Annotated in this window: 29 protein-coding genes; 18 read left to right on the forward strand and 11 right to left on the reverse strand. The window is 39.6% G+C overall.

What is annotated here, in order from left to right; all coding sequences use genetic code 11:
* Positions 1-43: 43 nt before the first annotated feature.
* Both ABS301_RS20600 and ABS301_RS20605 read right to left on the reverse strand, forming a co-directional pair.
* Positions 44-556 (reverse strand): tyrosine-type recombinase/integrase, encoded by a 513-nt coding sequence (locus ABS301_RS20600; protein WP_349674121.1) that lies wholly within the window; start codon positions 554-556, stop codon positions 44-46.
* Positions 557-969: 413 nt separating this feature from the next.
* Complete coding sequence (locus ABS301_RS20605; protein ID WP_349673991.1) at positions 970-1,224, reverse strand: hypothetical protein; 255 nt, start codon at positions 1,222-1,224, stop codon at positions 970-972.
* A gap of 90 nt (positions 1,225-1,314) precedes the next feature.
* Here ABS301_RS20605 and ABS301_RS20610 point away from each other — a divergent pair, with 90 nt between their 5' ends.
* Complete coding sequence (locus ABS301_RS20610) at positions 1,315-2,373, forward strand: CHAP domain-containing protein (RefSeq protein WP_349673992.1); 1,059 nt, start codon at positions 1,315-1,317, stop codon at positions 2,371-2,373.
* A 68-nt stretch (positions 2,374-2,441) separates the two neighbouring features.
* On the opposite strand, the gene ABS301_RS25820 is transcribed toward ABS301_RS20610, so the two are convergent.
* The 5 genes from ABS301_RS25820 to ABS301_RS20630 all read right to left on the reverse strand — a co-directional run bounded on the left by ABS301_RS25820 (position 2,442) and on the right by ABS301_RS20630 (position 5,655).
* Complete coding sequence (locus ABS301_RS25820; protein ID WP_502877989.1) at positions 2,442-2,969, reverse strand: YcxB family protein; 528 nt, start codon at positions 2,967-2,969, stop codon at positions 2,442-2,444.
* A gap of 13 nt (positions 2,970-2,982) precedes the next feature.
* Positions 2,983-3,492, reverse strand: coding sequence for a YcxB family protein (locus tag ABS301_RS20615; RefSeq protein ID WP_349673993.1), 510 nt, complete (start codon positions 3,490-3,492; stop codon positions 2,983-2,985).
* 468 nt (positions 3,493-3,960) lie between these two features.
* A complete protein-coding gene (locus tag ABS301_RS20620; RefSeq protein ID WP_349673994.1) occupies positions 3,961-4,509 on the reverse strand; it encodes an NADPH-dependent FMN reductase in 549 nt (182 codons plus the stop codon).
* A 33-nt stretch (positions 4,510-4,542) separates the two neighbouring features.
* Positions 4,543-5,184, reverse strand: coding sequence for an NAD(P)-dependent oxidoreductase (locus tag ABS301_RS20625; protein ID WP_349673995.1), 642 nt, complete (start codon positions 5,182-5,184; stop codon positions 4,543-4,545).
* A 63-nt stretch (positions 5,185-5,247) separates the two neighbouring features.
* Positions 5,248-5,655, reverse strand: a complete 408-nt coding sequence (locus ABS301_RS20630; protein ID WP_349673996.1) for an Rrf2 family transcriptional regulator — start codon at positions 5,653-5,655, stop codon at positions 5,248-5,250.
* Between the two features lie 191 nt (positions 5,656-5,846).
* Between ABS301_RS20630 and ABS301_RS20635 the strand changes: the two genes are divergently transcribed.
* Together ABS301_RS20635 and ABS301_RS20640 are read left to right on the forward strand one after the other, a co-directional pair.
* Positions 5,847-6,548, forward strand: coding sequence for a hypothetical protein (locus ABS301_RS20635; RefSeq protein WP_349673997.1), 702 nt, complete (start codon positions 5,847-5,849; stop codon positions 6,546-6,548).
* 386 nt (positions 6,549-6,934) lie between these two features.
* A complete protein-coding gene (locus ABS301_RS20640; protein ID WP_349673998.1) occupies positions 6,935-8,044 on the forward strand; it encodes a methyltransferase domain-containing protein in 1,110 nt (369 codons plus the stop codon).
* A gap of 87 nt (positions 8,045-8,131) precedes the next feature.
* Here ABS301_RS20640 and ABS301_RS20645 read toward each other — a convergent pair whose 3' ends face one another.
* From ABS301_RS20645 to ABS301_RS20655, 3 genes are all read right to left on the reverse strand, one after another.
* Positions 8,132-8,416 (reverse strand): YcxB family protein, encoded by a 285-nt coding sequence (locus tag ABS301_RS20645; protein ID WP_349673999.1) that lies wholly within the window; start codon positions 8,414-8,416, stop codon positions 8,132-8,134.
* An 83-nt stretch (positions 8,417-8,499) separates the two neighbouring features.
* Entirely contained in the window at positions 8,500-8,682 is a 183-nt protein-coding gene (locus tag ABS301_RS20650) for a hypothetical protein (RefSeq protein WP_349674000.1), read from the reverse strand.
* Positions 8,683-8,693: 11 nt separating this feature from the next.
* Positions 8,694-9,212, reverse strand: a complete 519-nt coding sequence (locus ABS301_RS20655) for a YcxB family protein (protein WP_349674001.1) — start codon at positions 9,210-9,212, stop codon at positions 8,694-8,696.
* 269 nt (positions 9,213-9,481) lie between these two features.
* Between ABS301_RS20655 and ABS301_RS20660 the strand changes: the two genes are divergently transcribed.
* The 15 genes from ABS301_RS20660 (at position 9,482) to ABS301_RS20730 (ending at position 25,166) form a co-directional block, all read left to right on the forward strand.
* Positions 9,482-9,670 (forward strand): hypothetical protein, encoded by a 189-nt coding sequence (locus tag ABS301_RS20660; protein ID WP_349674002.1) that lies wholly within the window; start codon positions 9,482-9,484, stop codon positions 9,668-9,670.
* Between the two features lie 276 nt (positions 9,671-9,946).
* On the forward strand, positions 9,947-11,623 hold the full coding sequence (locus ABS301_RS20665) for a peptide ABC transporter substrate-binding protein (RefSeq protein WP_349674003.1): 1,677 nt from the start codon (positions 9,947-9,949) through the stop codon (positions 11,621-11,623).
* A 135-nt stretch (positions 11,624-11,758) separates the two neighbouring features.
* Positions 11,759-12,697: an ABC transporter permease gene (locus ABS301_RS20670; RefSeq protein WP_349674004.1), complete on the forward strand. Its 939-nt coding sequence runs from the start codon at positions 11,759-11,761 to the stop codon at positions 12,695-12,697.
* A 2-nt stretch (positions 12,698-12,699) separates the two neighbouring features.
* Positions 12,700-13,605, forward strand: coding sequence for an ABC transporter permease (locus ABS301_RS20675; protein ID WP_104437921.1), 906 nt, complete (start codon positions 12,700-12,702; stop codon positions 13,603-13,605).
* Between the two features lie 11 nt (positions 13,606-13,616).
* Positions 13,617-14,606 carry an ABC transporter ATP-binding protein gene (locus ABS301_RS20680; protein ID WP_349674005.1) on the forward strand — a complete coding sequence of 330 codons (990 nt, stop codon included), beginning with the start codon at positions 13,617-13,619 and terminating at the stop codon, positions 14,604-14,606.
* A 12-nt stretch (positions 14,607-14,618) separates the two neighbouring features.
* Positions 14,619-15,587: an ABC transporter ATP-binding protein gene (locus ABS301_RS20685; protein ID WP_349674006.1), complete on the forward strand. Its 969-nt coding sequence runs from the start codon at positions 14,619-14,621 to the stop codon at positions 15,585-15,587.
* Between the two features lie 38 nt (positions 15,588-15,625).
* On the forward strand, positions 15,626-16,393 hold the full coding sequence (locus tag ABS301_RS20690) for a copper homeostasis protein CutC (protein WP_349674122.1): 768 nt from the start codon (positions 15,626-15,628) through the stop codon (positions 16,391-16,393).
* Positions 16,372-17,133, forward strand: a complete 762-nt coding sequence (locus tag ABS301_RS20695) for a DeoR/GlpR family DNA-binding transcription regulator (RefSeq protein WP_349674007.1) — start codon at positions 16,372-16,374, stop codon at positions 17,131-17,133. The genes ABS301_RS20690 and ABS301_RS20695 overlap by 22 nt, the downstream gene beginning before the upstream one ends.
* 61 nt (positions 17,134-17,194) lie before the next feature.
* Positions 17,195-19,759 (forward strand): transglutaminase domain-containing protein, encoded by a 2,565-nt coding sequence (locus ABS301_RS20700; RefSeq protein WP_349674008.1) that lies wholly within the window; start codon positions 17,195-17,197, stop codon positions 19,757-19,759.
* Positions 19,760-19,947: 188 nt separating this feature from the next.
* A complete protein-coding gene (locus ABS301_RS20705) occupies positions 19,948-20,256 on the forward strand; it encodes a PTS fructose transporter subunit IIB (RefSeq protein WP_314462961.1) in 309 nt (102 codons plus the stop codon).
* A 22-nt stretch (positions 20,257-20,278) separates the two neighbouring features.
* Positions 20,279-21,385 (forward strand): PTS fructose transporter subunit IIC, encoded by a 1,107-nt coding sequence (locus tag ABS301_RS20710; RefSeq protein ID WP_349674009.1) that lies wholly within the window; start codon positions 20,279-20,281, stop codon positions 21,383-21,385.
* Between the two features lie 30 nt (positions 21,386-21,415).
* Positions 21,416-22,300: a class II fructose-bisphosphate aldolase gene (locus tag ABS301_RS20715; RefSeq protein ID WP_349674010.1), complete on the forward strand. Its 885-nt coding sequence runs from the start codon at positions 21,416-21,418 to the stop codon at positions 22,298-22,300.
* A 16-nt stretch (positions 22,301-22,316) separates the two neighbouring features.
* Positions 22,317-24,263 carry a BglG family transcription antiterminator gene (locus ABS301_RS20720; protein WP_349674011.1) on the forward strand — a complete coding sequence of 649 codons (1,947 nt, stop codon included), beginning with the start codon at positions 22,317-22,319 and terminating at the stop codon, positions 24,261-24,263.
* A gap of 12 nt (positions 24,264-24,275) precedes the next feature.
* On the forward strand, positions 24,276-24,725 hold the full coding sequence (locus tag ABS301_RS20725) for a PTS sugar transporter subunit IIA (protein ID WP_349674012.1): 450 nt from the start codon (positions 24,276-24,278) through the stop codon (positions 24,723-24,725).
* 36 nt (positions 24,726-24,761) lie between these two features.
* Complete coding sequence (locus ABS301_RS20730; protein ID WP_349674013.1) at positions 24,762-25,166, forward strand: cupin domain-containing protein; 405 nt, start codon at positions 24,762-24,764, stop codon at positions 25,164-25,166.
* 72 nt (positions 25,167-25,238) lie between these two features.
* Here ABS301_RS20730 and ABS301_RS20735 read toward each other — a convergent pair whose 3' ends face one another.
* A complete protein-coding gene (locus ABS301_RS20735; RefSeq protein WP_349674014.1) occupies positions 25,239-26,315 on the reverse strand; it encodes a lactonase family protein in 1,077 nt (358 codons plus the stop codon).
* Positions 26,316-26,417: the final 102 nt, after the last annotated feature.

Genomic DNA, 26,417 nt, shown 5'->3' on the forward strand with positions numbered 1-26,417 from the left:
AATTATGACATGGATCTTAATCATTATATAAGGCACTGTTTTATTAAGCGCTTACGAAAGTATCTTCTTCTTCTGGTGTGATATCTCTAAGATAGTGAAGTGTCATAGCCAAGGTGGAATGTCCTAACAAGCGTTGTAGGGTAGTTGTTGGAACTCCATTCTTATAAAGTAATGAAGCTACCGTAAAGCGAATTTTATGACTGGTTCTAGGTTCAATACCAACTGCTTCACAATAAGCCTTTAAATGCCTGTTAAATGTAATAGTGGTTAGCTGTTCACTATCTCTCATTAAGATAAATTCACCGTTTGGGTTGACATCCTTAATACGTTTCAGCACTTGTTTTGCCCCATCTGTCAATGGCATATAACGATAACCATAGTCAGTATTTCCTTTTATATGAGTGACATTTTCGTATGTACGGGGGTTAAAGGAAAGATCATCATTCATGGTTTGGTCATCTAAAAGTTGCGTTTGGATTTTAATGATATTGTCCTCTATATCTGTCCAACGTAAAGCACGAAGTTCAGCACTACGGCATATAAGGTAAAAATACAGTTAAACAGCAAGACTAAATATATCGTTTATAGGTTCCAGATAATCCAATAGCAGTTGTCTTTCAGCTAAGGTAAAAATCTTTTTTTTTCCATTAACATGTTTAAATTGGAATTGACGAAAGTTTATTTCTTTGATGGGGTTATGATTCACTCTTCCGATTTCAATAGCGTAGTAAAATAATCCATTTATAACACTTTTTGCGTCGTTAAAACGCTTTCTGGTCATAGACTCTGCTTTCAACATAGCACGAAAGAATTTTATAAACTCCGTAGCGTTCAGATCCTTAATAGGTATTTTAACAATGGACTTGTCTTTAAAATAAGCATTCCATAAAAAAATATTTTCTTTAATGGTCTTATTACTTACGTGAGTACAATCCCTCCTCCATCTAAGCCAGTTCGGGTATAGCCCCTCTAGAGATGTTCCGTAGAAAAGTAATCATATAGTTTGTTTATCAGGTCTGTCCGGTCACTTCCAATAAATTGTTTCCTGTTGATGTAAATATAATTTCTGCCATAATTAGGACGTATTTTAATTAATTCTAAGTTACAGACCTCTTTTAATTCTATTTCTTTTTGCATTGATTTATATAATTCTGCAATTCCATCTAGCGATAATGTGTCATGGGCAGGGGGATAAATCAACTCGTTTTTAGATTTACTTTTCATTTACGCCACCTATTAGGTGGTGTAAGGGCTCTAATTCTATATTGGATTTGTTCTAATTTTCATGATAGATTTTATGGCCAGTGGTATGGTATGAATGGCAGTTCTTGGTGTGCAATGTTCGTTTCCTATTGCGCCTTTCAGGCTGGTGTCATAGATGAGTTGGTTCCGCAGTATGCATGGTGTCCATCAGGAATGACATGGTATAAAGAAAGAAACAAATATTATAAGCGTAATAGTGGATATATTCCAAAACGTGGAGATATTATTTTCTTCTATAATAATGAACTTGGAAGGGTGGCCCATACAGGCATTGTAATTGACGGTGACGAAAAGTATATTACAACAATCAAAGGTAATACTAGCTTAGACCGTGTGCAGCAATGTACGTATAGCCGTAATCATTCAACTATAGATGGATATGGCAGTAAAGGCGGAGAGCCAATAGAGGTCCTTACACCACCCACAGCTAAGGAAATAGAAAACGTACTTTTGGATTATTATAGGGAGTTTTTAGATGTGTGTTATGTTGTACTTCCGTCTGATAAAATCAAATTGAATCAAGCTGTTGAAATTCCTGTTTTGCCGGATGGTAAGATTATTGTTGAAGCAAGCTCAGAGACAACAATTTTTGATAATAGTGCTAATAATCCAGGTTCTGTAATGTGTGATATTACCAACGGGCGGGCATTATCAGGTCAAATAGATATTGGTGATATGATTTCAGTTACCTTAGAGGGTTTTGAAGAGGCTCAAAGCATTCTTGATATCGTATTTGATATAAATTCATCTGTAGAAATAGGTTCTTCTGTACTTGAATCGGCATTAAGAAGTGACGAGACGGGAAACTGGGTATATGTAACATATTCAATTAAAAAAGAAGTTAGGGTAAAAGATGGTTTTCCACCAGTGGAATTTGTTTTCAAATTTACATATTGTGTGAAGATTTTCAATGGAGGAGATCCTACTATATTTGAACCTGTCTTTGCATTTGTTGAAGAACACAGGGCAGAAATAGAAATAGTTGAAGTCGCATTATTGGTAGTTATTGCTGCTGTTATTGCGTGGGAGCTAGGTGCAGCCGCTGCAGGCGCTACAGGAGCCGTAGAAATTGGTATTTTTATTGAAAAAGTATTAAGTAAACTAGCTTAAGTTACTTTTAAATAGATAAAAAAGTAAGGTTGTTTTCACACTTCAGTGAAAACGGCCTTTCTTTACTTTTAGCGCATTAGCTTAATTTTTTTGACATTAGTGCATTTCTTTCTTAAAAAAATTTTCCAGTCTTCTTTTGATACATTAGATAATGATTGTTTTGTTATTATTATAGTATTTCCAGCATTAGTTTTCATAAGGTAAAGATTTTTTGTTTCAATTATTTTGATAAAATTAGAATATGGAATTCGAGTATAGATGTCTGCTTCATAAATTGATACACTAAGGTACTCGTCATCAAAACTAAGATGATAAACTAAGTTGTCTGTATGCATATACCCTTTCATACTTTGCATATAGTGATTAACAAGCGAAATTAGGAAGTAGCGATATAATGAATACAACAATAAAGCTAAGAGAATAAAAAAGATCGACATAAATGTTGACGTATGAAGCATCTCATATACAGATATAAATAAAAAAATACTAATTATCATTATCGTCATGGAGTGAATAAATCCTGGAAGCAAATATTTTTTAATTTCCATTATCGTTTCCTTATTTGATACGCCTATCGCTTCAAACGAATACTCCATATGAGAATACTCCTCACTGTATATTGTATAACTTGATTTTCTTGTTTTTATCTACTATATAATCCAACCATTCATATTTTTCATTATCATTATAAAACGTTTTATGAACGGGAAAACACATGTTTTCACCAGTGAATAGCACTACATATTTCTTTGTCTCAGTAATACGACTTATATTTGAGTAATCTATGTTAAAACCGGATTCTTCTAATTCTTTGGAAATAGTCATATAATCATCATAAAATTTTAATATGTATTTTTGTTCAAAGTTTATTGCAATAACCAGTTTTTTTATAATTATTTTTCTTCCAAGTATCTTTTCAATATATATGAACAAAGCGCCTATCAATAAAATATTAGCAAGAGAATTGAACCTAAGCAAAAAAAGGCAAATTGCCAGTGATACACATATTAATACGACAATATTGATAAATAGATTAAATGATGGTCTCAATAGATATTTCTCAAAACTTTTTAGTATTTTTTTATTTATTGATACTCTTACAACAAAAGCAGGTTCCATTTATCTCCTTTCCTATTAATTATATGAAATTGATAATATTAAAAGCAACTGTTATAGTATCGGATTTTTATTTTGAGCATATATTAGACAAGATTGTGCTTTATAAAAGAAAGTCATGATTATTAGTTTTTGCGCAAATATTTACAGTGATCATGTGTTCTGGTTTAATTATCATAGCATTGAATTAAAAAATAAGCAATCGGCTATTTATGATTAAATTTATATCAGCTGCAATGTAACTTAGCCTATCCATACTAATATTGTTATGGTTAATAAGCTATGTGATCGGACTGATGCAGTAGGCAGTATATGTTGCAGTACACGCCTATTGCGGCAATTTAAAAATCAATGCTTTTTGTTGGATTGTATAATGAGACTACCTACTTTTTGTACAAAAATATCGTAAGCACGCCTACAATTAAACAGCAACAGAGGGAAACAGCCATAGCTGTTTCCCTCCTGTATAATTTAAGCTAGTTTTTCAATCCAAGCAGCGAAAGCAGCTAAAAAACCGTTCAAAAACTCTTTGGTACCTTCGTTATTTATCTCCCCATTTTCATCAATCAGTGTATGGAAAGAGCCAATATACGCTTCAGGTTGAGCAAGGGTTAAAACATTTAGAAAAGCCAGTACCTGTCGTAAATGATGATTTGCACCAAAACCGCCTATGCCACCTGGTGACTGGCTGATTACAGCACCTGGCTTGCCGCTCCAGACATTTTCGCCATAAGGTCTGGAACCGATGTCAAGTGCGTTTTTCAGAGCTGCGGGAATAGAGCGGTTATGCTCTGGTGTAATGAACAGTACGGCGTCTAAATTCTTTACTTCATTTCGAAATACAGTGTATTCATTCAGATCATCACTATCATAATCCTGATTATAAAGCGGAAGTTTTCCGATATCGATAATTTTGAACACATAACCTTCCGGTCCGTGATCTTTCACATAGTCTGCAATGCTTCCGGAAAATGAATTCTTTCTTAAACTACCATTAATAATTCCAATTGTCTTACTCATAAAATATACCTCCATTTCAAATTTGATTTCTATTTATTGATTACATACAGTAAATCTGGTACGAATAAAATGTGGATCTTCTACTTCATTCAGAATGGCAACAGCCATGGTTCCGCTTGTTACGACTGACTCGCCTTTGGAGGAGGTTAGCAAATGATCCTTTCCTAAAACGGGTACCGTGGCTTCTCCTGCAATAAATTCAGCCGATGGGGATACACCTACCCAGTTCACATTTTCAATGCTTCTTAAAAAATTAAGGGTTTTATATGCCTCTACTGGAATGGAAATCCAAGAGGCAACGTCAGGTAAGGTCTTCAAAGTGTCTAGAAACAGGTTGTCGTTTTCATCCAACAGGCTGGCTGCACCGAGAATAAAAAACAGTCTGGGCTTTTCGGTTTCACGGAAAAAGTTAATAAGCTTTGCAGCCAGATCCAGATGTAAATAAGCTTTAGCGGGAGCTGTTGCAAAGGCATTTATAATGACATCGAAGCCCTCCAGATCTGATTTTGTTAAATCAAATACATCTTTATCAATTACGTTTACTCCGTTCCCGAACGAAGATACTGCCTTATCCTTATGCCGGACAATTGCAGTTACTTCGTGTCCGCGTAAAACACTTTCTTTGTAGAGTGCAGTGCCGGCCATACCGGTTGCACCAATTATTGCAATTTTCATCGTTACACACATCCTTTCTTTTTCTTACAGGCTCAGATTTTAATGAAATGAGTCATAGTTGATTTATATAAATTCTTTTATAATGTCAGCCAGGCTGAAGTCAGACAATTTTTCTTCTGTTGCTGTTTGTATGTTGTCGTATAAATGTTTCAATGTGACTTCTATCTTTGCCCCCACAGGACAGTCTGGATTGGTGTTGCTATGAATGCTAAACAAATCCTGATGGTCTTCTGTTGCAAAAAAGATATCCAGAAGTGAAATATCTTTTGCCTCTCTGGCAAGACCTGTTACACCAAGTTTCGTGCTCGTTTTAATTAGCTTTGCCTTCTTTAAACGACTCATTAAACGTCTGACAAGGGCGGGGTTGGTGTTAATGCTGGAAGCGATGTACTCAGATGTGACAGGCTGTCCCTCCATCAGTACAATCACACTCATTATATGAATGCTTACTGATAATTTAGTTGAATACATAAGCACCTCCTTCTGTAACTATTTTAGTTACAAATAAGCGTTTTGTCAAGTACTTATTTACCTTTTTTTCTACTATGTTTATTCCGAAGGTTATTACTTACTGGATATAGAGGTTTTTTACTTGGTAATAATTGTAACTTATTAATTTATATTATATAATAAATCTAATTAATATAAATGGAGGAAAATGTATGAAAAAGTTTATAGTTATGGTGTCTTTGGTATTTTCAGTATTGGGTTCCATTGTGAGCTATGCTGATGAATGGAAGCAGGATTCCACCGGATGGCAATATGTGTACAATGATGGTACGGTATTAAGAGATAACTGGTTTACTGACCCTGAGACGGGCGAAAATTATCACTTTGATTCAAATGGGTATATGCAGACTGGGATTGTTAACGTAGAAGGAAAGGATCGCTATTTTAATGATTCAGGAGTACTTTTGGTAAATGGATTAATACCAGATGGACGTATGGCAGATCGTAACGGAGAAATCATCAATGATGTCAACGACGGAGTGACGTTTCTGGCAGCGTGGCTTCCTGAAATGAAGGTTGGAAATAGTAAAGTTGTCTCTGTAGGTATAAAGAATATAAGTAATAAACCGGTTACAGTTAAAAATAATTGCAATATAAAAACCAATGAGAAAACCACTACGTTATCTCTCTATAATTCGGATACGTATAGCTTTTATGTTGAGAGGACCATTAATCCGAATGAGACGATTAATATGAGTTTTATCAGTCGTGATTTTTCTGAGTTTTATACGGATGAAAGTAGCAATATCGTATTCCCGGTTCAGATAGATGGTAAAGAACTTTTATGTTATGTCAGTGAACATGTGGCGGTTATTATGCATAAATCTCAGGAAGAGCTTAATAGAGCTAATTAGTGATATTTCTGTATTATTTGAATCGGATTTTTTATAGGAGTACTTTGAAGAAAAAATGCGGTAAAAATGATTATTAAGCAATTTTAAACTGGATGAGCACTTAAAAAAGCTTCTGTAGTTGAGCGGTAATATAATAGCATAAGGTTTTTTACTCCGCGGTAGCAAAGTAGAAAACTTTATGCTATTTCTGCAATTTGTCAATGGTTGGGACGAGGTGTAAGAATGATATAATTTTAGAATCCCACCTCATTTTCGGATATGGTAATTTCATGCAAAGAGATTAAAACATTTTTCTCACTCCATAAGTGAATAGACTCTTATAATGCGTTATTCTAAATATTAGATTTCCGTGTTAATATGAAGATAATAAGTCCAGGGGGTAAGGTATGAAGCTTATGATTGCAGAACTTAGAAAGAATAAAGGAATAAGTCAACAAGAATTGGCAACTGTTATGGGGGTGGCACACCAGACTGTGAGCAAATGGGAAACCAACGTCACTTTCCCTGATATTACGCTTTTACCACAACTATCTCAATACTTTGATGTTTCAGTTGATGAATTGTTGGGATTAAAACCGTTACCGTCACGGACTTATATTCCTTGTGAAGCTGGGACTAAGGATTACTGGAGTAAGCGTCTGAAATATTTGAGGTGCACACGGAAATTTCTGTGGAATAAAGACTATTTGCAATTTTTAATCGAAAAGGTATGGAAAATTAATGACCCGATTCATATTTTGGATTGTGGGTGTGGTTATGGTTTTTTAGGCACTATGCTTCTGCCGCTTATGCCGAAAGGAAGTACTTACACAGGTATTGATTACAGTGAGAACCTTATTAATGAAGGGAGAGGCATCTTTCATACTAACGGGTTTGAGGTTCAGTTTGTATGTGATAATGTGTTAACCTATGAATCTGGAATAAAATATGATTTTGTCATTTCACAGGCAGTATTAAGACACATTGATAATTCACATTTATTTCTTAGTAAGATGATTTCATTCACAAAAGATGGAGGTCTCGTCGTATGTGCAGAGGTTAACAGAGAATTGGAAAATGTGGGTCTCGATATTCATGGCATGGATTATGATTTTTTGTGCCAATACCCGGGGTTTAGAGAAATGTGGAGTACAGAGTTAAAACGCCAGGGGAGAGATTATTCTGTTGCTCTGAAAATTCCTAAGATGATGAGGGATCTTGGACTAAGGGATATAGATATTAGAATGAGTGATAAGGTTAACTTCATTTCACCGGAACATGCTGATTATGCTGAAGAGGTAGCAGCATTTATTGAAGCCCATGAGTTCTGTGAGTATAAGACAAGTGAACAGCAAGCTCTTGTGGTTGAACGGTTTATGAATCATGGGATGGATAGAAAGGATGCAGAGTACTATTGTAGAAAGCAAAATAATATTACAGAGTTTATATGTCAAAATCGAGAATCGCTGACTTTTACTCAGTTTTATGGGTTGCATATCTCCTATGGAAAAAAATAATTTTATTCTGGCTCCCAATATGCGTGTGATTATGCTGGCTTTCATAATTTGTCGCTCTTGCTAAAATGAAGAAAGAAAGGTATTACCTTATCTGAGGCAGCCTTTCTTTCCTTGTTTTTTGAATTTTATTTTCCTGGCAGTTATACATTTATTTATTATAAAATTCTTCCAATCATTATCTGGAAGATATTTTAGTGAGTCTTTTGTAACAATAACAGGGATATATGTTTTTATCTTCACAAGATATATATTTTTAGTTTCAATAACCTCAACAATATCGGAATAAGGAATGGTAATACACTTTTCTGCATGAGTAAAGGTTAAATAAAAGTGATCTTCCAAAAATTTTATCTTATAATTTATATTTTCCATATGCATATATTGTTTCATCATTCCCATATATTGATTAACAATAGTAGAAAGGCTATGGAGATATATCATATATAAAATAATAACTAAAAAAAGAAAAAAGAATGACATGATTGGAGAATTGTGAATAGTTTCATAGATCGACTGGCATAAAAAACAATAATTGCGATTGTAATGAAAGGGCGAACAAGAGGTGGGATAAGATACTTGCTTGCTTCTTTTAGAGCATCTTTATTAAAGACACCTACTGCTTCAATCGTATCATTCATTTAAGATCTCCTCATTGTATATTATACAATCGAATTTTATTGCTTTTTGCCATGATATAGACCAACCACTCGTATTTTTCTTCACTATTAAATGAAGTTTTATATATAGGAAGACACATACTTTCATGAGTAAATAATGCAATATATTTTTTCGTCTCGGCTATCCGACTGATATTTGAATAATTAATATCAAAGCCATTTTCTTCGTTTTCTTGCGATATAGTCAAACAATCATTACGAAAATGCAATTTATAATTAAAACTGGTTTGTTCAGGGCTAATACTTCTGAGAAATTTCTTAATAAATACTTTTCTACAGAGTATCTTTTCGATATATATAAATAATGCCCCTATCAAAAATAGAATTGTTAAAGGCTGAATCCTAAGTAGAAGAAAGAGGAAAGACAATAATCCAGATATAATTATTGTAATATTAATAAAGCGTATAAATGAAGGTGGATATAAGTACTTTTTCATACTCTTAAGGATTTCTTTGCTGATAGATCCGCTTAAAACAAAATCTGAACCCATATGTTCTCCTTTAATTATGCAATTATAAAAACTAAAATTACTCTGCAAGTTATTGCTTAATAATATTTTCTGTGTTCCGGTGTAGTAATCATAGCATTGGTTTATTAAGTTAGCAATTATTTCTTACATAAAATGGGGGGAAACCAGCTGTTTGGTAAACTGACGTAAGATTGGCTATAATATAAAATAATGATATGCGTAGATGTCTGGTTAAAATGGAATACTGTACATGGGACTGTATAAAATAAAAATAGAATGGAGTAAAAATAATGAATAAATACTCAAATGAAGAACTGACAGAAGCTCTTCGTGCTATAAATTCCATAATAAGCAAATGCGAAAAGGCACAGGAGAAATTCCCGGAAGGAAACTCTCATCACACACTTCTTAGAAATCGTTTGAAGGCAATGTATATTTCAAAAGAATTGATTACGGATGCGATATCAAAAAATAGTTAGTCTATGTAAAAAGAGCATGTGGGATGATAGCTTGATTAAACTTAAATTCATATAAGGGTTTCTCCACCGCGAAAGCAAAGCAGAAACTCTTTTTTTATTGCTCAGACTTTGAAAAACAAGTATTTTAGTTAAGAATTGAAACAATTTAAAACAAGATAAAATAATAAAAAATGTATTGACACAACCACTAAGGATCTGTATAATTTAAATAATTTTATAGGCAAATTGCTATAAATTAAGACGAAACAATAAAAGCAATACAAAAGGAGAGGAAATATGAAAAAAAGAGTATTAGCATTGGGTACTGCTGCGTGTCTGGTAATTGGAGCTCTTTCTGGTTGTGCATTTACCGGAAGCACCGGTGGAACAACTGCTGGTGAGTCTTCCCAGAGTGCAGGTGCAAGTGAATCTGTTTCTGACAAAACCACGGCTCCGGCAGCAGGTAATCAGGTACTTAGCGTTTATGCAAATGCAGAAATCAAGACGCTGGTTCAGTGGGCAGCTTCTGACAGCCAGTCCTCCATGGTAAATAACAACGCATTTGAGGGTCTGCTTCGCCTTGATGAGAAAAATGAGGCCCAGCCTGCACTTGCAAAAAGTTATGATGTTTCAGATGATAAACTTACATACACGTTTCATTTAAGAGATGGTTTGCAGTGGAGCGACGGAACTCCTTTAACAGCCAGTGATTTCGTGTTCTCCTGGTTAAAGCAGATGAGCGCAGATGCGACTAACGGCTACAGCTTTATTATGACAGATTACATTGTAAATGGTACTGAATACAATGAGGGGAAAGTTAGTGCGGAGGAAGTCGGTGTAAAAGCTGTTGACGATAAGACATTCCAGGTGACCATTAAAGCGCCCACTCCTTATTTTGCGCGTTTAACCGTTCTCTGCCAGTTCTTTCCTTTAAATGAGGCATATGTTACCTCAAAGGGTGATCAGTATGGTTTAAGTGCGGATAACATGATTTACTGCGGACCTTATACAATTACCAGTTACGATCCGGCAGTTGGTGCTACCCTTAAAAAGAATGACAAGTACTGGGATGCTGCAAACGTTAAGATTGAAAATGCACAGGTAAGAGTTATGAAAGATGCTTCGGCAGCTTTAAATGCTTATCTGGCAAATGAGCTGAGCCAGGTTGCACTGGATTCTTCCAATGTGGCGGCTTACCAGAATAACCCGGAATTCAAGTCGGAAAGCGAATTCAGAACGGAATATCTTCAGTTTTCTTTAAGCAATCCGGTTATGAAAAACAAAAACATTCGTAAGGCTGTTTCCGCAGCGATTGACCGTGATACTCTGGCTAAGGTGATCCTGGCAGATGGTTCTTCCTCCAGCAACGGTCTTGTAGCAGAAGGTATGTATGGTGACGGAAGTAAGACCTTCCGTGAGCTTAACGGAAATTTATGCCCGTTTAATGCAGAAGAAGCGAAAAAGTATTGGGAAGAGGGATGTAAGGAGTTAGGTGAGACTCCCAAGCTCACACTTCTGGTACGTGATGATTCTGTGACAAAAGCTGTTGCTACTTACATACAGAGTGAGTTAAATAAGAATTTAGGTATTGATATTACAATCGATACGAAGACGGTTCAGGCCAGAAATGAATTAATGGATAACGATAATTATATGTTTGCTTCCACTGCATGGGGCGCTGATTATGATGATGCCATGACTTATCTTGATTTATGGACCAATGGTACACCTTACCGCGGTTCCTATCAGAATGAGAATTACAATAAGCTGATCAACGATGCAAGAGTTGAGACTGATGATGCGAAGCGTCTGAACATGTTGCTGCAGGCGGAGAAACTTCTGGTTGATGAAGATGTGATTGTTGCTCCTTTGTATCACAGAGGATCTGCTACACTCACTAAATCAAATGTAAAAGGACTGGTTAACCATCCGTTCGGACCAGATGTAGAATTTAAGTACGCTTACTTTGAATAATCCGCGGCGGGCAGAGGTTTGCCCTGGCAGCTAGAATGCGGGAAATGAGAAGAGCCGCCCCTTCTTTTTCAATATTGGAGGAGGACGGCTCTTTTTGGAATCTTATGAAAATAGGAATGCAAAGGAGGATACGGCATGATAAAATATATCTGCAAGCGTCTGATTTATCTGGTGCTGACATTATGGGTCATTGTAACGGCGACATTTTTTCTGATGAAAAAACTGCCCGGCTCTCCTTTTGATGCGGAACGTTTTAATATGATGTCTGCACAGCAGCAGCATGTTATTTTAGAACAGTATGGATTAAACGAGTCTCTGCCAAAACAGTATATAAAGTATATGGGAAATATTCTTCATGGAGATTTCGGAACTTCTTTTACCTATACGGGACAGAAGGTATCCACTGTAATAGGAGGAAGAATTGGTCCGTCGGCATTGATCGGAATTCAGGCGGTATTGATCGGTTTGGCACTGGGGCTTGTCCTGGGAATTATTGCTGCGTGGAAACACAACAGCGGAATTGACTACTTTACCATGATTGTGGCTGTGCTGGGAGTTTCTGTTCCCAATTTTGTCGCAGCGGCTTTGCTTCAGTATTATGTGGCTTTAAAATGGGGGATTCTTCCGGTTGGCTTCTGGACGGACTGGAGGTGCTCCGTTCTCCCTTCTGTTGCCCTGTCCTTTTCTGCCACGGCTATGGTCGCGCGGTTTATCAGGACTGAAATGTTGGAAGTATTGGAACAGGATTATATTGTTACTGCAAAGGCTAAGGGTCTGAGCCCTATGAAAGTACTGATGCGGCATGCTGTGAGAAACTCCATTATTCCTGTGGTAACGATTCTTGGACCGATTGTCGTTAATCTTCTGACTGGATCTCTGGCAGTGGAAAATATCTATACCATTCCGGGTATCGGCAGCTTATTTGTGGACAGCATTAAGGCCAATGATTATTCAACCATTATGGGAATCACTATTTTTTACAGCGCTTTCTACATTTTTGTGGTACTGATCGTTGACATCGCGTATTCTCTGATTGATCCAAGAATACGCCTGGCAGCAGGAAAGGAGGCGTGAGTATGGATGAGTTATTTGTAAGGGTTCATGTGGATGAATCCGAAAAGGAACATATCGCCCACCCCAATCTGACCGCATTTCAGGAAGGGTGGCTTCGCTTGAAAAAAAATAAAGCGGCGGTTGCCAGTTTGTTTACTTTAATAGCGATAGGGCTTTTGGCATTACTGGCGCCGGTGTTTTCCGCTTATTCTTATAAAGAAACGAATTATGATATTATTTACCAGATTCCTTCGGCTGCACATCTGTTTGGAACAGATCAGTTCGGACGGGATTTATGGGTCAGAACCTGGATGGGAACCCGTATATCCCTGCTGATTGCATTTGTGGCGGCCTTTTTGGATCTGACGGTTGGAGTGGTTTATGGGGCGGTTTCTGCTCTTATCGGTGGAAAAGTGGATGCAGTTATGCAGAGGTTCATTGAAATACTGGTGGGAATTCCCCATCTGATTATTGTGATTCTTTTGATGATGATTATGCCGGCCGGCATTTGGACCATTGTGGTGGCTCTTTCTATTACCGGATGGGTGAACATGGCACGTCTGGTCCGGGCGGAGATTTTGAAGCTGAAAAACCAGGAGTTTGTGCTGGCTGCCCGTGTTTTGGGGACAAGTACTTCCAGGATTATATGGAAACATCTCATACCCAATACGGTTGGGGTGATTGTTATTAATGCCATGTTCACGATTCCTTCTGCCATATTTACAGAGGCGTTTTTAAGCTTTATTGGTATTGGTATGCAGGAGCCAAAGGCTTCTCTGGGAGTTTTGATCAATAACGGATACCAGGTGCTTCGTAATTTTCCCCATGTACTGATTTTCCCTGCCATCGTGATTGTGCTTATTATGGTATGTTTCAGTATTCTTGGTGATGGTCTGCGTGATGCACTGGACCCCAGAATGAGAAAGTAGGTGAATCGTCAGTGAGCAGATTATTAGAAGTGAATCAGTTACGGGTACAGATAGAGACACAGCACGGTACGGTTTTAGCAGTCCGGGGAGTCAGCTTTCATCTGGATGAACAGGAGACTCTTGCCATCGTAGGGGAATCTGGTTCTGGTAAATCTATTTCTGTAAAAAGTATTATGGGACTGCTTCCTAAAAATGGAAAAATCGTTGAAGGAAGTATTCTCCTGGAAGGAAAGGATCTTGCAAAATACAGTGAACGGCAGATGCAGTCAGTTAGAGGATCGGATATTTCCATGATATTTCAGGATCCTATGACCTCTTTAAATCCGACTATGACCATTGGTAAGCAGATCGTGGAGGTTTTAAAAGAACACAGGAAGGATATGTCAAAGGCACAGATGAAAGACCGTGCTCTTGAACTCATCTCTCTGGTTGGTATTTCGAATCCGGAAGCCAGGTTTGATCAGTATCCTCATCAGCTTTCCGGAGGAATGAGACAAAGGGTTGTGATTGCAGTGGCTTTGGCTTGTGATCCCAGGATTTTGATTGCCGATGAACCTACTACAGCCCTGGATGTGACGATTCAGGCTCAGATTCTGGACCTGATGAGGGATTTGCAGAAGAAAATTAAGACTTCCATTATTATTATTACTCACAATTTAGGTGTTGTGGCTAATATTGCAGACCGTGTGGCTGTTATGTATGGAGGACAGCTGGTGGAAACTGGTGATGTGAGAGATTTATTTTATAAAACCGCTCACCCGTACACGAAAGGGCTTCTGGCCTCTATACCAAAGGCTTCAGAAAAGGGCAGTGAGCTGACGGCAATTCCGGGAACACCTCCGGATTTGATGGAACCGCCAAAAGGCTGTCCATTTGCGGCCAGATGTACCAAGACCATGGAGGTCTGCAGGCAGTATCCTCCTGAGGATATGCGTTGTGGCGAAAACCATCATGTGAGCTGCTGGCTGCTTGATGAGCGGGCCAAGGCTCTCAGGGAATAGGAGGAAATCAGAATGTCGGCGGATAAGAAACCTTTATTAGAAGTAAAACATTTGAAAAAGTATTTTCATGTGGGAAAAAACCAGATCTTAAAAGCGGTGAGAGATATCAGCCTGGATATTTATAAAGGAGAGACGCTGGGGCTGGTGGGTGAGAGCGGATGCGGAAAGTCTACTTTTGGACGGACGGTGATCCAGCTGTATGAGCCCACGGAAGGAACGGTTGTTTATGATGGGCAGATAATTAATAACAGCCTGTCACAGGCGGATCGTCATAGATTTACAAGGAAAATGCAGATGATTTTTCAGGATCCTTATGCTTCCTTAAATCCACGTATGAAGGTAATGGATATTATTGCTGAGGGAATGGACGCTCACGGAATTTTTAAGGGACAGGAACGAAAAAAGAAGGTGATTGAGCTTTTAGAAACAGTAGGGCTTTCTGAGGAGCATGCAAACCGTTTCCCTCATGAATTTTCTGGCGGACAGCGGCAGAGAGTGGGGATCGCCAGGGCCTTGGCTGTTGATCCGGAGTTTATAATCTGTGATGAACCCATATCCGCTCTTGATGTTTCCATTCAGGCTCAGGTAATTAATCTGCTGAAAGAGCTCCAAAAGAAGAGAAATCTTACATACCTCTTTATTGCCCACGATCTTTCCATGGTGAAACACATCAGTGACCGGATTGGCGTTATGTATCTGGGAAGTATGGTGGAACTGGCGGACAGTGAGACTTTGTTTGATGATCCGGTGCATCCTTATACACAGGCATTGCTTTCTGCAATTCCAATCCCTGACCCGGATGTGGAGAAGAACCGGAACCGGATCATGCTGGAAGGAAGTCTTCCTGATCCCATCCGTTTGACACAGGGGTGTCTCTTTGCCGGACGATGCCCTTATGCGGAAGAACTCTGCAGTAAAAATGCACCGGAGATGAAAGAAGTGAGACCGGGACATTTTGCAGCATGCCATAAAGCGAAATAACAGGATGGCAATGAAAAATAGATTGTTAGGAGAAAATGATGAAAGACTATATCTTGGAGGTCTGTGTGGATTCTGTGGAGTCTGCAATAGCGGCAGTACGGGGAGGAGCCCAAAGGCTGGAGCTCTGTGCGAATCTGGTGATTGGAGGAACTACTCCTGGAGTAAGCCAGTTTAAGCAAATACGCAAAGCCTGTGATATTCCCATAAATGTACTGGTAAGGCCCCGGTATGGCGACTTTTTGTATACAGATTATGAGTTCCAGATGATTGCTGAGGATGCCCAGATGTTTCGGGAGCTTGGTGCAGATGGTATCGTGGCAGGCTTTTTAAAACCAGATGGAAATCTTGATGTGGAACGGTTGAAGGTACTGAAAGAAAAGGTGGGGAAAGGAAGTTTGACTCTTCACCGTGCTTTCGATGTGTGCCGGGACCCTTATAAAAGCCTTGAGGAAGCCATAGAGGCGGGAGCAGATACCATTCTGACCTCGGGGCAGCAGAATACCTGCTTTGAGGGGAGAAAGCTTTTGGGGGAACTGATCCGTAAGGCAGCAGGCAAAATTGATATTATGGCTGGCAGCGGGGTGAATGTGAGTACAATGGTCTGTCTGATGGATGAGATAGGCGCCAGGATTTTTCATATGTCAGGCAAGGAGATCGTGGACAGCGGGATGATTTACCGGAAAGAGAACGTAAGCATGGGAATTCCGGGAATCGGTGAATACGATATCTTCCGCACGAGGGAGGAAGAGATACGCCGGGCAAAAAAATTAATGGAGGAAAAAGCATGTTTACGGAAGAACGTTTAGACAGGATATTACAGATTCTTCAGACAGAAGGCATGGTGAAGGTAAAGGATTTAAGTGCCCTTTTTCAGGTGACCGAGGATTGCATTAGAAAGGATTTAAAGAGCCTGGAAAATGCCGGAAAGCTGAAAAGAACCTACGGGGGAGCTTTGTTATCCCAGGATTATCCATTGAAACGGGATGTAATTGACCGAAGAGATACCAATATTGAGAAAAAGATGTTAATTGCCCAAAAAGCGTTCGATCTCATAAGCGGGAATGAAACCATTTTTCTGGATATTTCCACGACTAATATTATGGTTGCGGATCTGCTTGCCAAATCTCATAAGCGGGTAACTGTAGTGACAAATATGATTGACATAATGCAGACACTGGCAGTGAATCCAAGTATCGTTGCCATCGGAACCGGAGGGATTATGTACCACACGGTAAATGGTTTTATGGGGGCGGCGGCCATTGAAATCATTAAACAGTACAGTTTCGACCGGGCATTTATCGGAACCTGTGGACTGGATCTTACGGATAATTCCATTACTACTCTGGGGGTAGAGGATGGGCTGACAAAGAGAGCTGCCATTGCCAGCAGCAGGCATAAGTATCTGGTAATGGAAAAGGATAAATTTTATTTTAATGATTCCTATAAATTTGCCCATTTTGATGACATCGATGGGATTATTACTGATTCGAGTCCAGATGAAGCTACGTGCAAAAGGCTTTATTCAGCCGGGGTCACTATCCTTTAATCGTTTGATGAAGGCTTTATGGAAGAATACAATGAGATGATTACGCGGAGGAAAATTTGTAATGTTTACAGAACATTTGCAGAGGTATGCCCAGGAAAAATATGAACTCAGGCTTCCCTATTTAAAAGATTTAAAAGAGGAAGTTGAGAAAGCCATGGAAGGCTGTAGTTTTGAAGAACAGGTGCTCATGAAATTTTTGTACGGTACCATGCCCCTAAGGGATGCCGGAGAATATGATTTTAACGTATTCCTGGGATTTGTAAGGCATTCTCTTATGGTTTATGAGCATATGGAATGGTGCCGGGAGATTCCGGAAGATATCTTTTTACATCATATATTATATTATAGGGTCAATACGGAAAACATTGAAGACTGCCGTCAGTTTTTTTATGATAAGTTAATGGACCGGGTCAGAGGACTTTCTGTAAGAGATGCAGTGCTGGAAATCAATTACTGGTGTGCGGAAAACGGAACCTATGAGTCCTCCGATAACAGGACGATCTCTCCTATAACCGTGTATAAATCAGGAAAGGGCAGATGCGGAGAAGAATCCACTTTTGCAGTTACGGCTTTCCGAAGTGTGGGCATACCGGCAAGACAGGTATATACACCCAGATGGGCTCATTGTGATGACAATCATGCGTGGGTTGAAGTATACGTGGACGGAAAATGGCATTTTCTGGGCGCCTGTGAGCCGGAGGAAGTGTTGAATAAGGGATGGTTTACCAATGCTTCTTCCAGGGCATTACTGGTGCATACCAGAACCTTTTCTGATTATTCAGGTGAAACGGTGACGGAGTGTCTTGGGCAGGAGGATTTACTGGTTTATTATAATGAAACTGCCACTTATGCCCGGACCCGGCTTTATGAAATACAGGTGGTTGATAAAGAGAGTAATCCGGTAGGAAACGCTTTGGTTTCTATAGAAATACTTAATATGGCGGAATATTGCAGCGTGGCTTCTTTATATACGGACAGTCAGGGTAAGGTGACGATTACCATTGGTCTGGGCGATATACATGTACGTGCAGGGAAAGGGAAACTAAGCTGTGAGGCATGGATTTCACCAGAAGATGAAGATCATGCAGTGCTGTGTCTGAGAGATGAAAAGGGGGAATCCTCGAGGGACGTTTGGGTCGATACGGATGTCAGAGCTCCAAAGGACTATCCGATGCACGCCTTTCAACTCACAAAGGAGCAGAAAGTAAAGAACAGAGACAGGATTAGCAAAGCAAACCAGATGAGGGAAAATCGGATTGCAGAGTACTTCAGAGAAGAGGTCTCTGCTAGTCCGGAGAAGAATAATATTTTACGGTTATCGGCTGGTAATTTTGATGAAATATACAGGTTTATGAATGGGGATAATAACCCGGATCGGGAAATTATGCTGGAGAGTCTGACAGTAAAGGACTATAAGGATGCAAGCGCAGACATCCTGGAAAGTCATTTAAAGGGAGCGGCTCCGTACCGGAAGACCTGGGAAGAAAGCGATAAACTGGAGGTTTATGGGAAGTATATACTCTGTCCCAGAATATTGCTGGAAGAGATGACGGATTACCGTGGGTTTATCAATGAATTCTTCGGAGAAAAAGAGAAAGAAGATTTTCGGAGGAACCCATGGGATATTTGGAAATACATAAAGAACAACATAGGTTTTGAACCTAAGCTTGATTACAAGACAATTTTTTCAACACCCATTGGAAGCCTGAAGCTTTTACAGGGCAATCCACTCAGTCAGAAAATATTATTTGTTGCTATCTGCCGTAGTTTCGGAATTCCGGCCAGGGTGAACCCTGTGAATCTGGAAGCGGAGATATATGAAAATGATGGTTTTGTATCTGTGACTGGAGCGGAAGAGGGAACAAAACACCTGGCTGGAGAAAAGGGAAAACTGCTATTACACGCAGATACCGACATTGTGCCGGTTTATTATCAGACCTGGACCATTGGTATGAAAAAAGAGGGGCAGTTTGTAACTTTGGATTATACTGGGTTAAAGTTTAATGAAGGCTTTTTGAGCTTGGATTTAGCACCTGGAGAATACCGCCTTATTACTTCCGTCCGCCTCCCAAGTGGAAACCAAAATGCCAGTGAATATCTATTTGAGTTAAAAACCAATGAAGGTAAGGCGGTCACCATGCACTTTAGGACTGGAAGCATGGAGGACATGCTGGTTGACTATGTGATAAATGATTTTGAAGTGAACATGAAAGATCATGTGGGCGATCATACGGTTTTTGCATCGGAACTTATGGCGGAAAAGGCCAATATACTGGCTGTCTTATCTGAGGGGCAGGAGCCAACCGAGCACGTTCTTAACGAGATGCTGGAGCAAAAGGATTCCTTAAATACGCTTAATGCCCAGATTATTTTTCTGCTGCAAGGAGAATTTTCATTAAATAATAGAACCTTACAAAAGGTATTAAAAGCTATTCCCGAAATTAAGGTGGGTTACTTTAATTTCGATGAGGGGGTAGAGCCATTGGCTCGTAAAATGTATGTAGACCCTGAAAAGCTTCCACTTTTAATTGTCACGAAACCGGGGCTGAATGCAGTTTATGCATGCAGCGGCTACAATGTGGGTAGTGTGGCGCTGATGGAGAAGCTTCTGTGCTTAAGTAAGTAAATACCTGTTTGTAAATAAAAGGGCCGTCCTGAAGGATGGTTCTTTTTTATTGGGGAAAAAGTATGACAGGCGTTAATCCGGTTAAGGCTTTACTAAAAAGTTACCACAATTGAGGGCATAAGTTCTTTTACACCGGTTAAATAAAGGATGATATTATCATTACAAACGAGAGAACAGGAGGCAGGAAAGTGAAGATAGTAGGAATAACAGCATGTATTGCAGGAATTGCTCATACTTACATTGCAAAAGAAAAGCTGGAGGGAGCAGCGAGGGAAATGGGGGATGAAATTAAGATAGAAACCCAGGGATCTATCGGAATTGAGAATGCACTTACACCTGAGGACATAGCTGAAGCAGATGTGGTTATCATTGCTGCAGATATTGGAATTACCAAAGACCGTTTTAAGGGGAAACCGGTGATTGAGATTCCCATCAGCCTTGTTATGAAATCTGCGAAAGGTGTAATAAAGAAAACACACGAAAAATTAGAGAGATAGTGCAAAAGGAGAGGGTAAAAAAATGAATAGTAAAAAGAATAATATTCAGCGTCATGTTATGACGGGTATATCCTACATGATACCATTTGTTGTTGCAGGCGGTTTGCTGTGCGCACTGGCTAAAGCTTTGGGAGGATATGATATTGGTAATGCAGTAGAGGCCGGGGCAACCCCTTTTAGTAATTTAAATCCGTTTACGTGGCTGGGATTCTGGTGGGGTGTAAATAAGATCGGTACATTTGCAATGGATTTTGCTGTTGCAGTCATGACAGCGGGCGTTGCGTATTCAATCTCCGGACGTCCCGGAATTATGCCTGGTCTGGTTATCGGTTATTGTTCGTCACAGTCTAAGGCGGGCTTTCTGGGCGGATTACTGATGTCCTTCATTATTGGTTCCTTTATAAACTGGATGAAAAAGTGGAGAGTTCCCAAATGGTGTCAGGGACTTATGCCAGTAATGCTGATTCCTCTTATTTCAACTCTGGTGTGCGGTATGATATTCCTTTGTGTGTTCTCAATACCAATGTCGTTCCTAATGACAAAATTCCAGGCGTGGATTATCACATTAAATGGTGGAGCGAAGGGCATAATTGGTGGTGTTATTGGATTCTGTATGGGATTTGACTTAGGCGGTCCTGTGAATAAAACAGCTTCTATGGCAGCAAATGCATTGTTGGCAGACAAGATTATGGGACCGGCAGCAGCAAAAATTATTGGTGGTATGACACCGCCAATCGGGGCATTTATCTCTACGCTCATTGCAAAGAAAAAGTTTAGTGCAGACCAGCGGGAAGCTGGAAAAGCGGCATTTCCAATGGGATTATGCTTTATTACAGAAGGTGTTTTGCCATTTGCAGCATCAGACCCTCTGCGTTTTATACCAGCATCCGTTATTGGTTCCGCAGTTGCCGGAGCAATTGCCGTAGGATTTGGTTGTGAAAGCCCTGCAGCAGCAGGCGGAATCTTTGTTGTTCCCATGATGAAGAATCCTCTTGTATTTATTATAGCTCTTATTATAGGTTCTGTACTTACCGGTGTGATTTACGCATTTATTAAGAAACCTTTAAATGAACAGGATACGAATATAAAAGAAGATGAAGATTTCGATTTTAATATCGAAGTACAGTAGACGTAAAAGTAAAATGGAGGAATAAGTATTATGTTAACTTCAATGAAAAAAATTCTGGATCATGCCAATAAACATCATTATGCGGTAATGGCCATGAACAGTATCAATATGGAGATGGTGAGAGGTGCGATTACAGCAGCCCAGGAGGCCTATTCCCCCATGATTATCCAGTTTGGATGCGGACAGATGAAAAATCATGCACATGCGGAGGAAATGCTTCCCATGATCAGGGAACTTGCAGAGAGGGTATCGGTTCCGATTGCATTAAATCTTGATCATGCGACGGATTATCAGATTATTGCAGACTGTATCAACCGGGGATTTACCAATATCATGTTTGATGGTTCGTCCCTGTCTTATGAAGATAATATTGAGAGAACCGCAGTGGTGGTGGCAATGGCACATGCAGTGGGATGCTCCGTAGAGGGAGAATTGGGACATGTTGGCATGGCGGTGGATTCTGACGATACCAATCTGGACCTTTATACGAATCCCCATCAGGCACTGGATTTTGTAAATAGAACTGGTGTTGACGCACTGGCCGTAGCGGTGGGGACTGCCCATGGGGACTACCCAAAAGGTAAAATTCCAAAGCTGGACTTTGACCGGTTAAAATTGTTAAAGGAAACCGTTAATGTACCGCTGGTACTTCACGGGGGGTCCGGTTCTGGAGAAGAAAATTTAAAAAAGGCCATTGAATGCGGAATTAATAAAGTAAATGTAGCTACTGACGCATTTTCCACAGGCAAAAAGGCAATGATGGCGGCTCTTGAACGGGAGCCTGATATGGACTATATGCATATGTGTATGGAAGCGGAAAAAGGAATAAAGGAATTTGTAATGAATTATATGGAAATTCTTGGTTCTGCAAACCGATATAAGTTCTTAGATGCCATTGCAACGGGAAATGAATAAATAAAATGGAGAATAAATGAGTAACGCAGGTGAGAAGGCATACTTAAATAAAATACTGAAAGCTCTTTTGGACAATGAAAATATCCCGGTATCCAGACTGGCTGATCTGCTTGGAGTTTCGGTAAAAACTGCCAGAACCAGGGTGGACCAGGTGGATGAATGGCTGCAGCAAAAGGAACTGGGGCATATAGAGAAGAAACCGGGGCTTGGTGTTTGTCTGTATACGACAAGGCGTACGGAACTGCTTGCAATGGGGTATTCTGAGAGCACGGAAATAACTGAGGATATGTCAAGAAACAATCAGATGATTGGAATGCTTTTAAAGTATGCCATGGATAAACCGGTTACTCTTTGGCAGCTGGCGGAACGCCTGTATATGAGTGCGCCTACGGTGTCTGTTCTTGTAAAGTCTGTGGAAGGCTGGTTTCAAAAATATAATATAAAGATTGTGACTGTGCGGGGCAAAGGGATCATGCTTCAGGGTGATGAAAAAAACTACAGGCAGGCCATGGTAAATTATATGGTTTATATTATGCCGGAAATCACGGATGCCCTTTTTGAGACTTATGCAGCAGGGGTGAATTATGCAAGGGTAAAGAGTATTATTGTGGATATGGAAAATGCATGGAGAATACAGTTTGCCGAGAATTCATTCCGGACTGCCTGGATTATGGTGTGTTTGTCCATCAAGAGAGCTGCCCATCCTCTAAAACAAGATGAGAGTGAGACAGAAGACAGCTTAAGGGATTTTGCAGAATATCTGTTTGCAAAATCAATCTATGATAAGGTGAAATCAGAGTTTTCCATTCAGGGGATGGATGAGGATACCCTGCTGCTTACCTCCATGCTGCTGTCTGCCAGAAAGATTGGAAATGACGGTACAGAAAATATGCGCACAAATCCCAGCTATTTCAATCAGCTGCTGCAGAAGTTTGTGGGAGAAGTGATCAGCACAATTGCCAGTGTTTTAAATGATGATTTATCCGAAGATAAGGTGCTGTATGATGGATTGCTGATGCATATGCGTTCTGCTATTTTCAGAATGAAATATGGTGAGGAGCATCCCGATAATATCAGTAAATTTGTAAAAATAGAGTACAAGCAGGTGTATCTGGCAACATGGTCAACAAGCTCTCTTTTTGAATCTTATTACGGGGTGCAGATCACCGAGGATGAAATATCAAACATTGCACTGTATATCCAGTCAGCCCTTGTCCGGAAAACTATACCCATGAAAGCACTATTGGTCAGTAATTCAGGAATGGGGCCTTCCCAGCTAATGATTGATCTGATAAAAAAGAATATTCCTGAGATTATTTTCGTAAAAGCAATCAGTGAACATGATTTTAAGCCGTTTATGTGTGACCGCTATGATGTTGTTTTTACAAATATAAATTTAAAACACAGTCATGACAGAATGATCAGCATTGGACAGGCTCCTACGGATAAGGACATATTTTCTATCAGAGAAGCGGTGACCCGAATTCGAAACAGCAAAGGAAATATGCGTTTTCGGGCTTCCAGCATCTGCCATCAGCTGTTTCGCGCAGGTTATATGCTGGTTCATCCCGCTGTTAAAAATAAAGATGAACTCCTTCGGCTTATGGTGAACCAGCTGCTGGAGTCTGGTGATGTATCTGAGGATTATTTAAAAAATGTAATGGACAGGGAGAAAGCAACAACAACTGCTGTTGGGGGAGGCGTGGCAATTCCACACGGTAATAACCAGGCAGTCAATGAATCCAGAGTGGTAGTAGCAGTTTTGGAGAAGCCCATCGGGTGGCATGAGGATATGGTAGATGTGGTATTTCTTCTGGCACTAAAAATGGATACGGATTTGCAAAAAGCATGTACCCAGCAGTTTTACAAGGATTTCATTTCCCTGACTGAAAATGATGAATTCATGAAACAGATACGTCAGGTGAAGACTGGACTGGATTTATACCAGTACTTTATTAAGTAGAGGAGTGAAAATATGGCTGTGAAGGCTATTTTAGATAAAGAGGTTATTGATTTGGATATGGTGGCGGAAGATAAGGAATCGGCTATCCGGTTTCTCTCGGGTCTGCTTTATAAAGCAGGATATGTCACTGATATTGATGGATTCGTAAAGGACGTATTTGTAAGAGAAAGCGAAGGGATTACAGGAATTGGAAATCATGTGGCAATTCCTCATGGAAAGTCTGATTTCGTAGAAAAGGTCGGAATCGCAATAGGTAAGACAAAAAACATGATTACATGGGAGTCTTATGATGAACAGCCGGTTCATTATATATTTCTGTTTGCAGTACCGTCTGATAATGAAAATGCAACGGTTCATTTAAAGCTGTTATCTGAACTGGCCGGAAAACTTGGGAATGAGCAGACGATGGAAAAGCTGGAGGCCTGCAAAACCTTTTCTGATCTTACAAAGGCTTTTGAGTAATAGAAAATACATGAAGTAATCGGGAATGAGGAACGAATGCAGATGAAAATATCAGAAATACAGTATGATGGAGAGGCTCTGAAAAGAGTTTATGAAAATTCTCAGTGGACAGTAGGAATCAAGAACTGGAAACCGGCCAATGATATTGAACAGATCGGAAATCTTGAAAGACATAATTGCACAGATGAGCTGTTCGTTTTACTGAATGGAAGCTGTACTCTTGTCTATGCTGCAGAAGAGGGGAAAGACCTGAATATGGAAACTGTTGAGATGAGACCACATGCAGTGTATCAGATTCCACCTACACTTTGGCATAATACGATTATGACGAAAGAGGCAAAATTACTGCTGATAGAAAATAGTGATACATCTATGGAAAACTCAGATTTAAGGGATTTGACAAAAGAAGAGGTATCCTTTCTGAAAAATCAAATAAAGTAATTACAATACTGGGGAGTATATGTAATGGCGCTGCTTTGTCAAGTTGACAGGCAGCGCCTTTTTAGCTGTAATCTAATTATCTGCAAAGCATAAAGTGGCTAAACCTTGTGATCCGATACTTGGCAGAAAGGTATCTCCCAATACTGTTGTTCTGGTTAATCTGCACCCCTGGTCTATATGGAAAACGCTGATAGAGCCTTCGTTTCCGTTAAGAACATACAGGTCATCGGCGCAAACGCTGCTGTCAATTGGCGAACCCATTCCATTGTTTGTGCTGTAGCTGATATTAGAAACACTCATATGTCCGAAGCAATCGACCTCATACGCGGATATGGTGTTACTTCCGGCATTGGAGGTATAGGCATATCTTCGGTTTTCAGAAAGTGAGATCCAACAAGTAGCTTTCTGATAATTTAGAACCGATGGGCTGATTACAGACAGAGTTCCATCAAGATTAACTCTGTAAGAGGATATTGCATTTGTACCGGCTTCTGCAACCAGCAGAATCTCATTGGTTAAAAAAACTGCACCAAAAGGCCCGGATCCGCTGGAATTGCTGATAATGGGGCCGTATAGAGACCCGTCGGTCTGTACGATGAATGTACTGAGAAGATTCGTATCCAGCTCTGTGACAACGATAATTTCACCACTATAATTAGTGACAATGCATGCAGGTTTGGCTTGCGTTGAACTTAATTGTTTTGAATAACCTGCAATTTCAGTAAGTATGCCGTTGGCATCTACCTGAAAACCCATGATATTAGAGGCTATGCTGCTTCCATTGCCTGCATTAGCGGCATAAAGAACACCGTGATGGGCTGCCAGACTGATTGGCTGGATTCCGCCGGAGGGTTTCACATCTGCCAGAACCAATGCACCTGAACTGGTAATCCTGAAGCTGGAGATGCTGTTGCTTCCTGCATTTACTACGAATAGAAAATGTTCATCAGGAGATAGTATGACAGCTCCCTGTGAACTTAGGGGGTCTTCTTTTGGGGCTCCGGTGCCTTTGCCGCCTGTCTGGTAAGACGTCACATGAATGGTATTAAGATAAGAATCCAGTTTAATGGCTATAACTTCGTTATTGTCAGCAGCATTTGTCATAGAGTAAATTATATTTTTATATCTGCAGTTGATTGTATCATACAATTATCGCCACTCCCTCTATAATTTATTATGCAATAAAAACATATTCAATATGAAGGCATACTAGTATTAATATATGCTTTGAATGTGTATGAAATTTCCTGC

Origin of the sequence: Lacrimispora sp. (assembly GCF_031982545.1) — a bacterium.
GTDB lineage: Bacteria > Bacillota > Clostridia > Lachnospirales > Lachnospiraceae > Lacrimispora.

Bases quoted from the DNA above. Each gene is read 5' to 3' on its own strand.
- ABS301_RS20605 (WP_349673991.1), bottom strand. From the start codon at position 1,224: ATGAAAAGTAAATCTAAAAACGAGTTGATTTATCCCCCTGCCCATGAC.
- ABS301_RS20610 (WP_349673992.1), top strand. From the start codon at position 1,315: ATGAATGGCAGTTCTTGGTGTGCAATGTTCGTTTCCTATTGCGCCTTT.
- ABS301_RS25820 (WP_502877989.1), bottom strand. From the start codon at position 2,969: ATGGAGTATTCGTTTGAAGCGATAGGCGTATCAAATAAGGAAACGATA.
- ABS301_RS20615 (WP_349673993.1), bottom strand. From the start codon at position 3,492: ATGGAACCTGCTTTTGTTGTAAGAGTATCAATAAATAAAAAAATACTA.
- ABS301_RS20620 (WP_349673994.1), bottom strand. From the start codon at position 4,509: ATGAGTAAGACAATTGGAATTATTAATGGTAGTTTAAGAAAGAATTCA.
- ABS301_RS20625 (WP_349673995.1), bottom strand. From the start codon at position 5,184: ATGAAAATTGCAATAATTGGTGCAACCGGTATGGCCGGCACTGCACTC.
- ABS301_RS20630 (WP_349673996.1), bottom strand. From the start codon at position 5,655: ATGTATTCAACTAAATTATCAGTAAGCATTCATATAATGAGTGTGATT.
- ABS301_RS20635 (WP_349673997.1), top strand. From the start codon at position 5,847: ATGAAAAAGTTTATAGTTATGGTGTCTTTGGTATTTTCAGTATTGGGT.
- ABS301_RS20640 (WP_349673998.1), top strand. From the start codon at position 6,935: ATGAAGCTTATGATTGCAGAACTTAGAAAGAATAAAGGAATAAGTCAA.
- ABS301_RS20645 (WP_349673999.1), bottom strand. From the start codon at position 8,416: ATGGAAAATATAAATTATAAGATAAAATTTTTGGAAGATCACTTTTAT.
- ABS301_RS20650 (WP_349674000.1), bottom strand. From the start codon at position 8,682: ATGAATGATACGATTGAAGCAGTAGGTGTCTTTAATAAAGATGCTCTA.
- ABS301_RS20655 (WP_349674001.1), bottom strand. From the start codon at position 9,212: ATGGGTTCAGATTTTGTTTTAAGCGGATCTATCAGCAAAGAAATCCTT.
- ABS301_RS20660 (WP_349674002.1), top strand. From the start codon at position 9,482: ATGAATAAATACTCAAATGAAGAACTGACAGAAGCTCTTCGTGCTATA.
- ABS301_RS20665 (WP_349674003.1), top strand. From the start codon at position 9,947: ATGAAAAAAAGAGTATTAGCATTGGGTACTGCTGCGTGTCTGGTAATT.
- ABS301_RS20670 (WP_349674004.1), top strand. From the start codon at position 11,759: ATGATAAAATATATCTGCAAGCGTCTGATTTATCTGGTGCTGACATTA.
- ABS301_RS20675 (WP_104437921.1), top strand. From the start codon at position 12,700: ATGGATGAGTTATTTGTAAGGGTTCATGTGGATGAATCCGAAAAGGAA.
- ABS301_RS20685 (WP_349674006.1), top strand. From the start codon at position 14,619: ATGTCGGCGGATAAGAAACCTTTATTAGAAGTAAAACATTTGAAAAAG.
- ABS301_RS20690 (WP_349674122.1), top strand. From the start codon at position 15,626: ATGAAAGACTATATCTTGGAGGTCTGTGTGGATTCTGTGGAGTCTGCA.
- ABS301_RS20695 (WP_349674007.1), top strand. From the start codon at position 16,372: ATGTTTACGGAAGAACGTTTAGACAGGATATTACAGATTCTTCAGACA.
- ABS301_RS20700 (WP_349674008.1), top strand. From the start codon at position 17,195: ATGTTTACAGAACATTTGCAGAGGTATGCCCAGGAAAAATATGAACTC.
- ABS301_RS20710 (WP_349674009.1), top strand. From the start codon at position 20,279: ATGAATAGTAAAAAGAATAATATTCAGCGTCATGTTATGACGGGTATA.
- ABS301_RS20715 (WP_349674010.1), top strand. From the start codon at position 21,416: ATGTTAACTTCAATGAAAAAAATTCTGGATCATGCCAATAAACATCAT.
- ABS301_RS20720 (WP_349674011.1), top strand. From the start codon at position 22,317: ATGAGTAACGCAGGTGAGAAGGCATACTTAAATAAAATACTGAAAGCT.
- ABS301_RS20725 (WP_349674012.1), top strand. From the start codon at position 24,276: ATGGCTGTGAAGGCTATTTTAGATAAAGAGGTTATTGATTTGGATATG.
- ABS301_RS20730 (WP_349674013.1), top strand. From the start codon at position 24,762: ATGCAGATGAAAATATCAGAAATACAGTATGATGGAGAGGCTCTGAAA.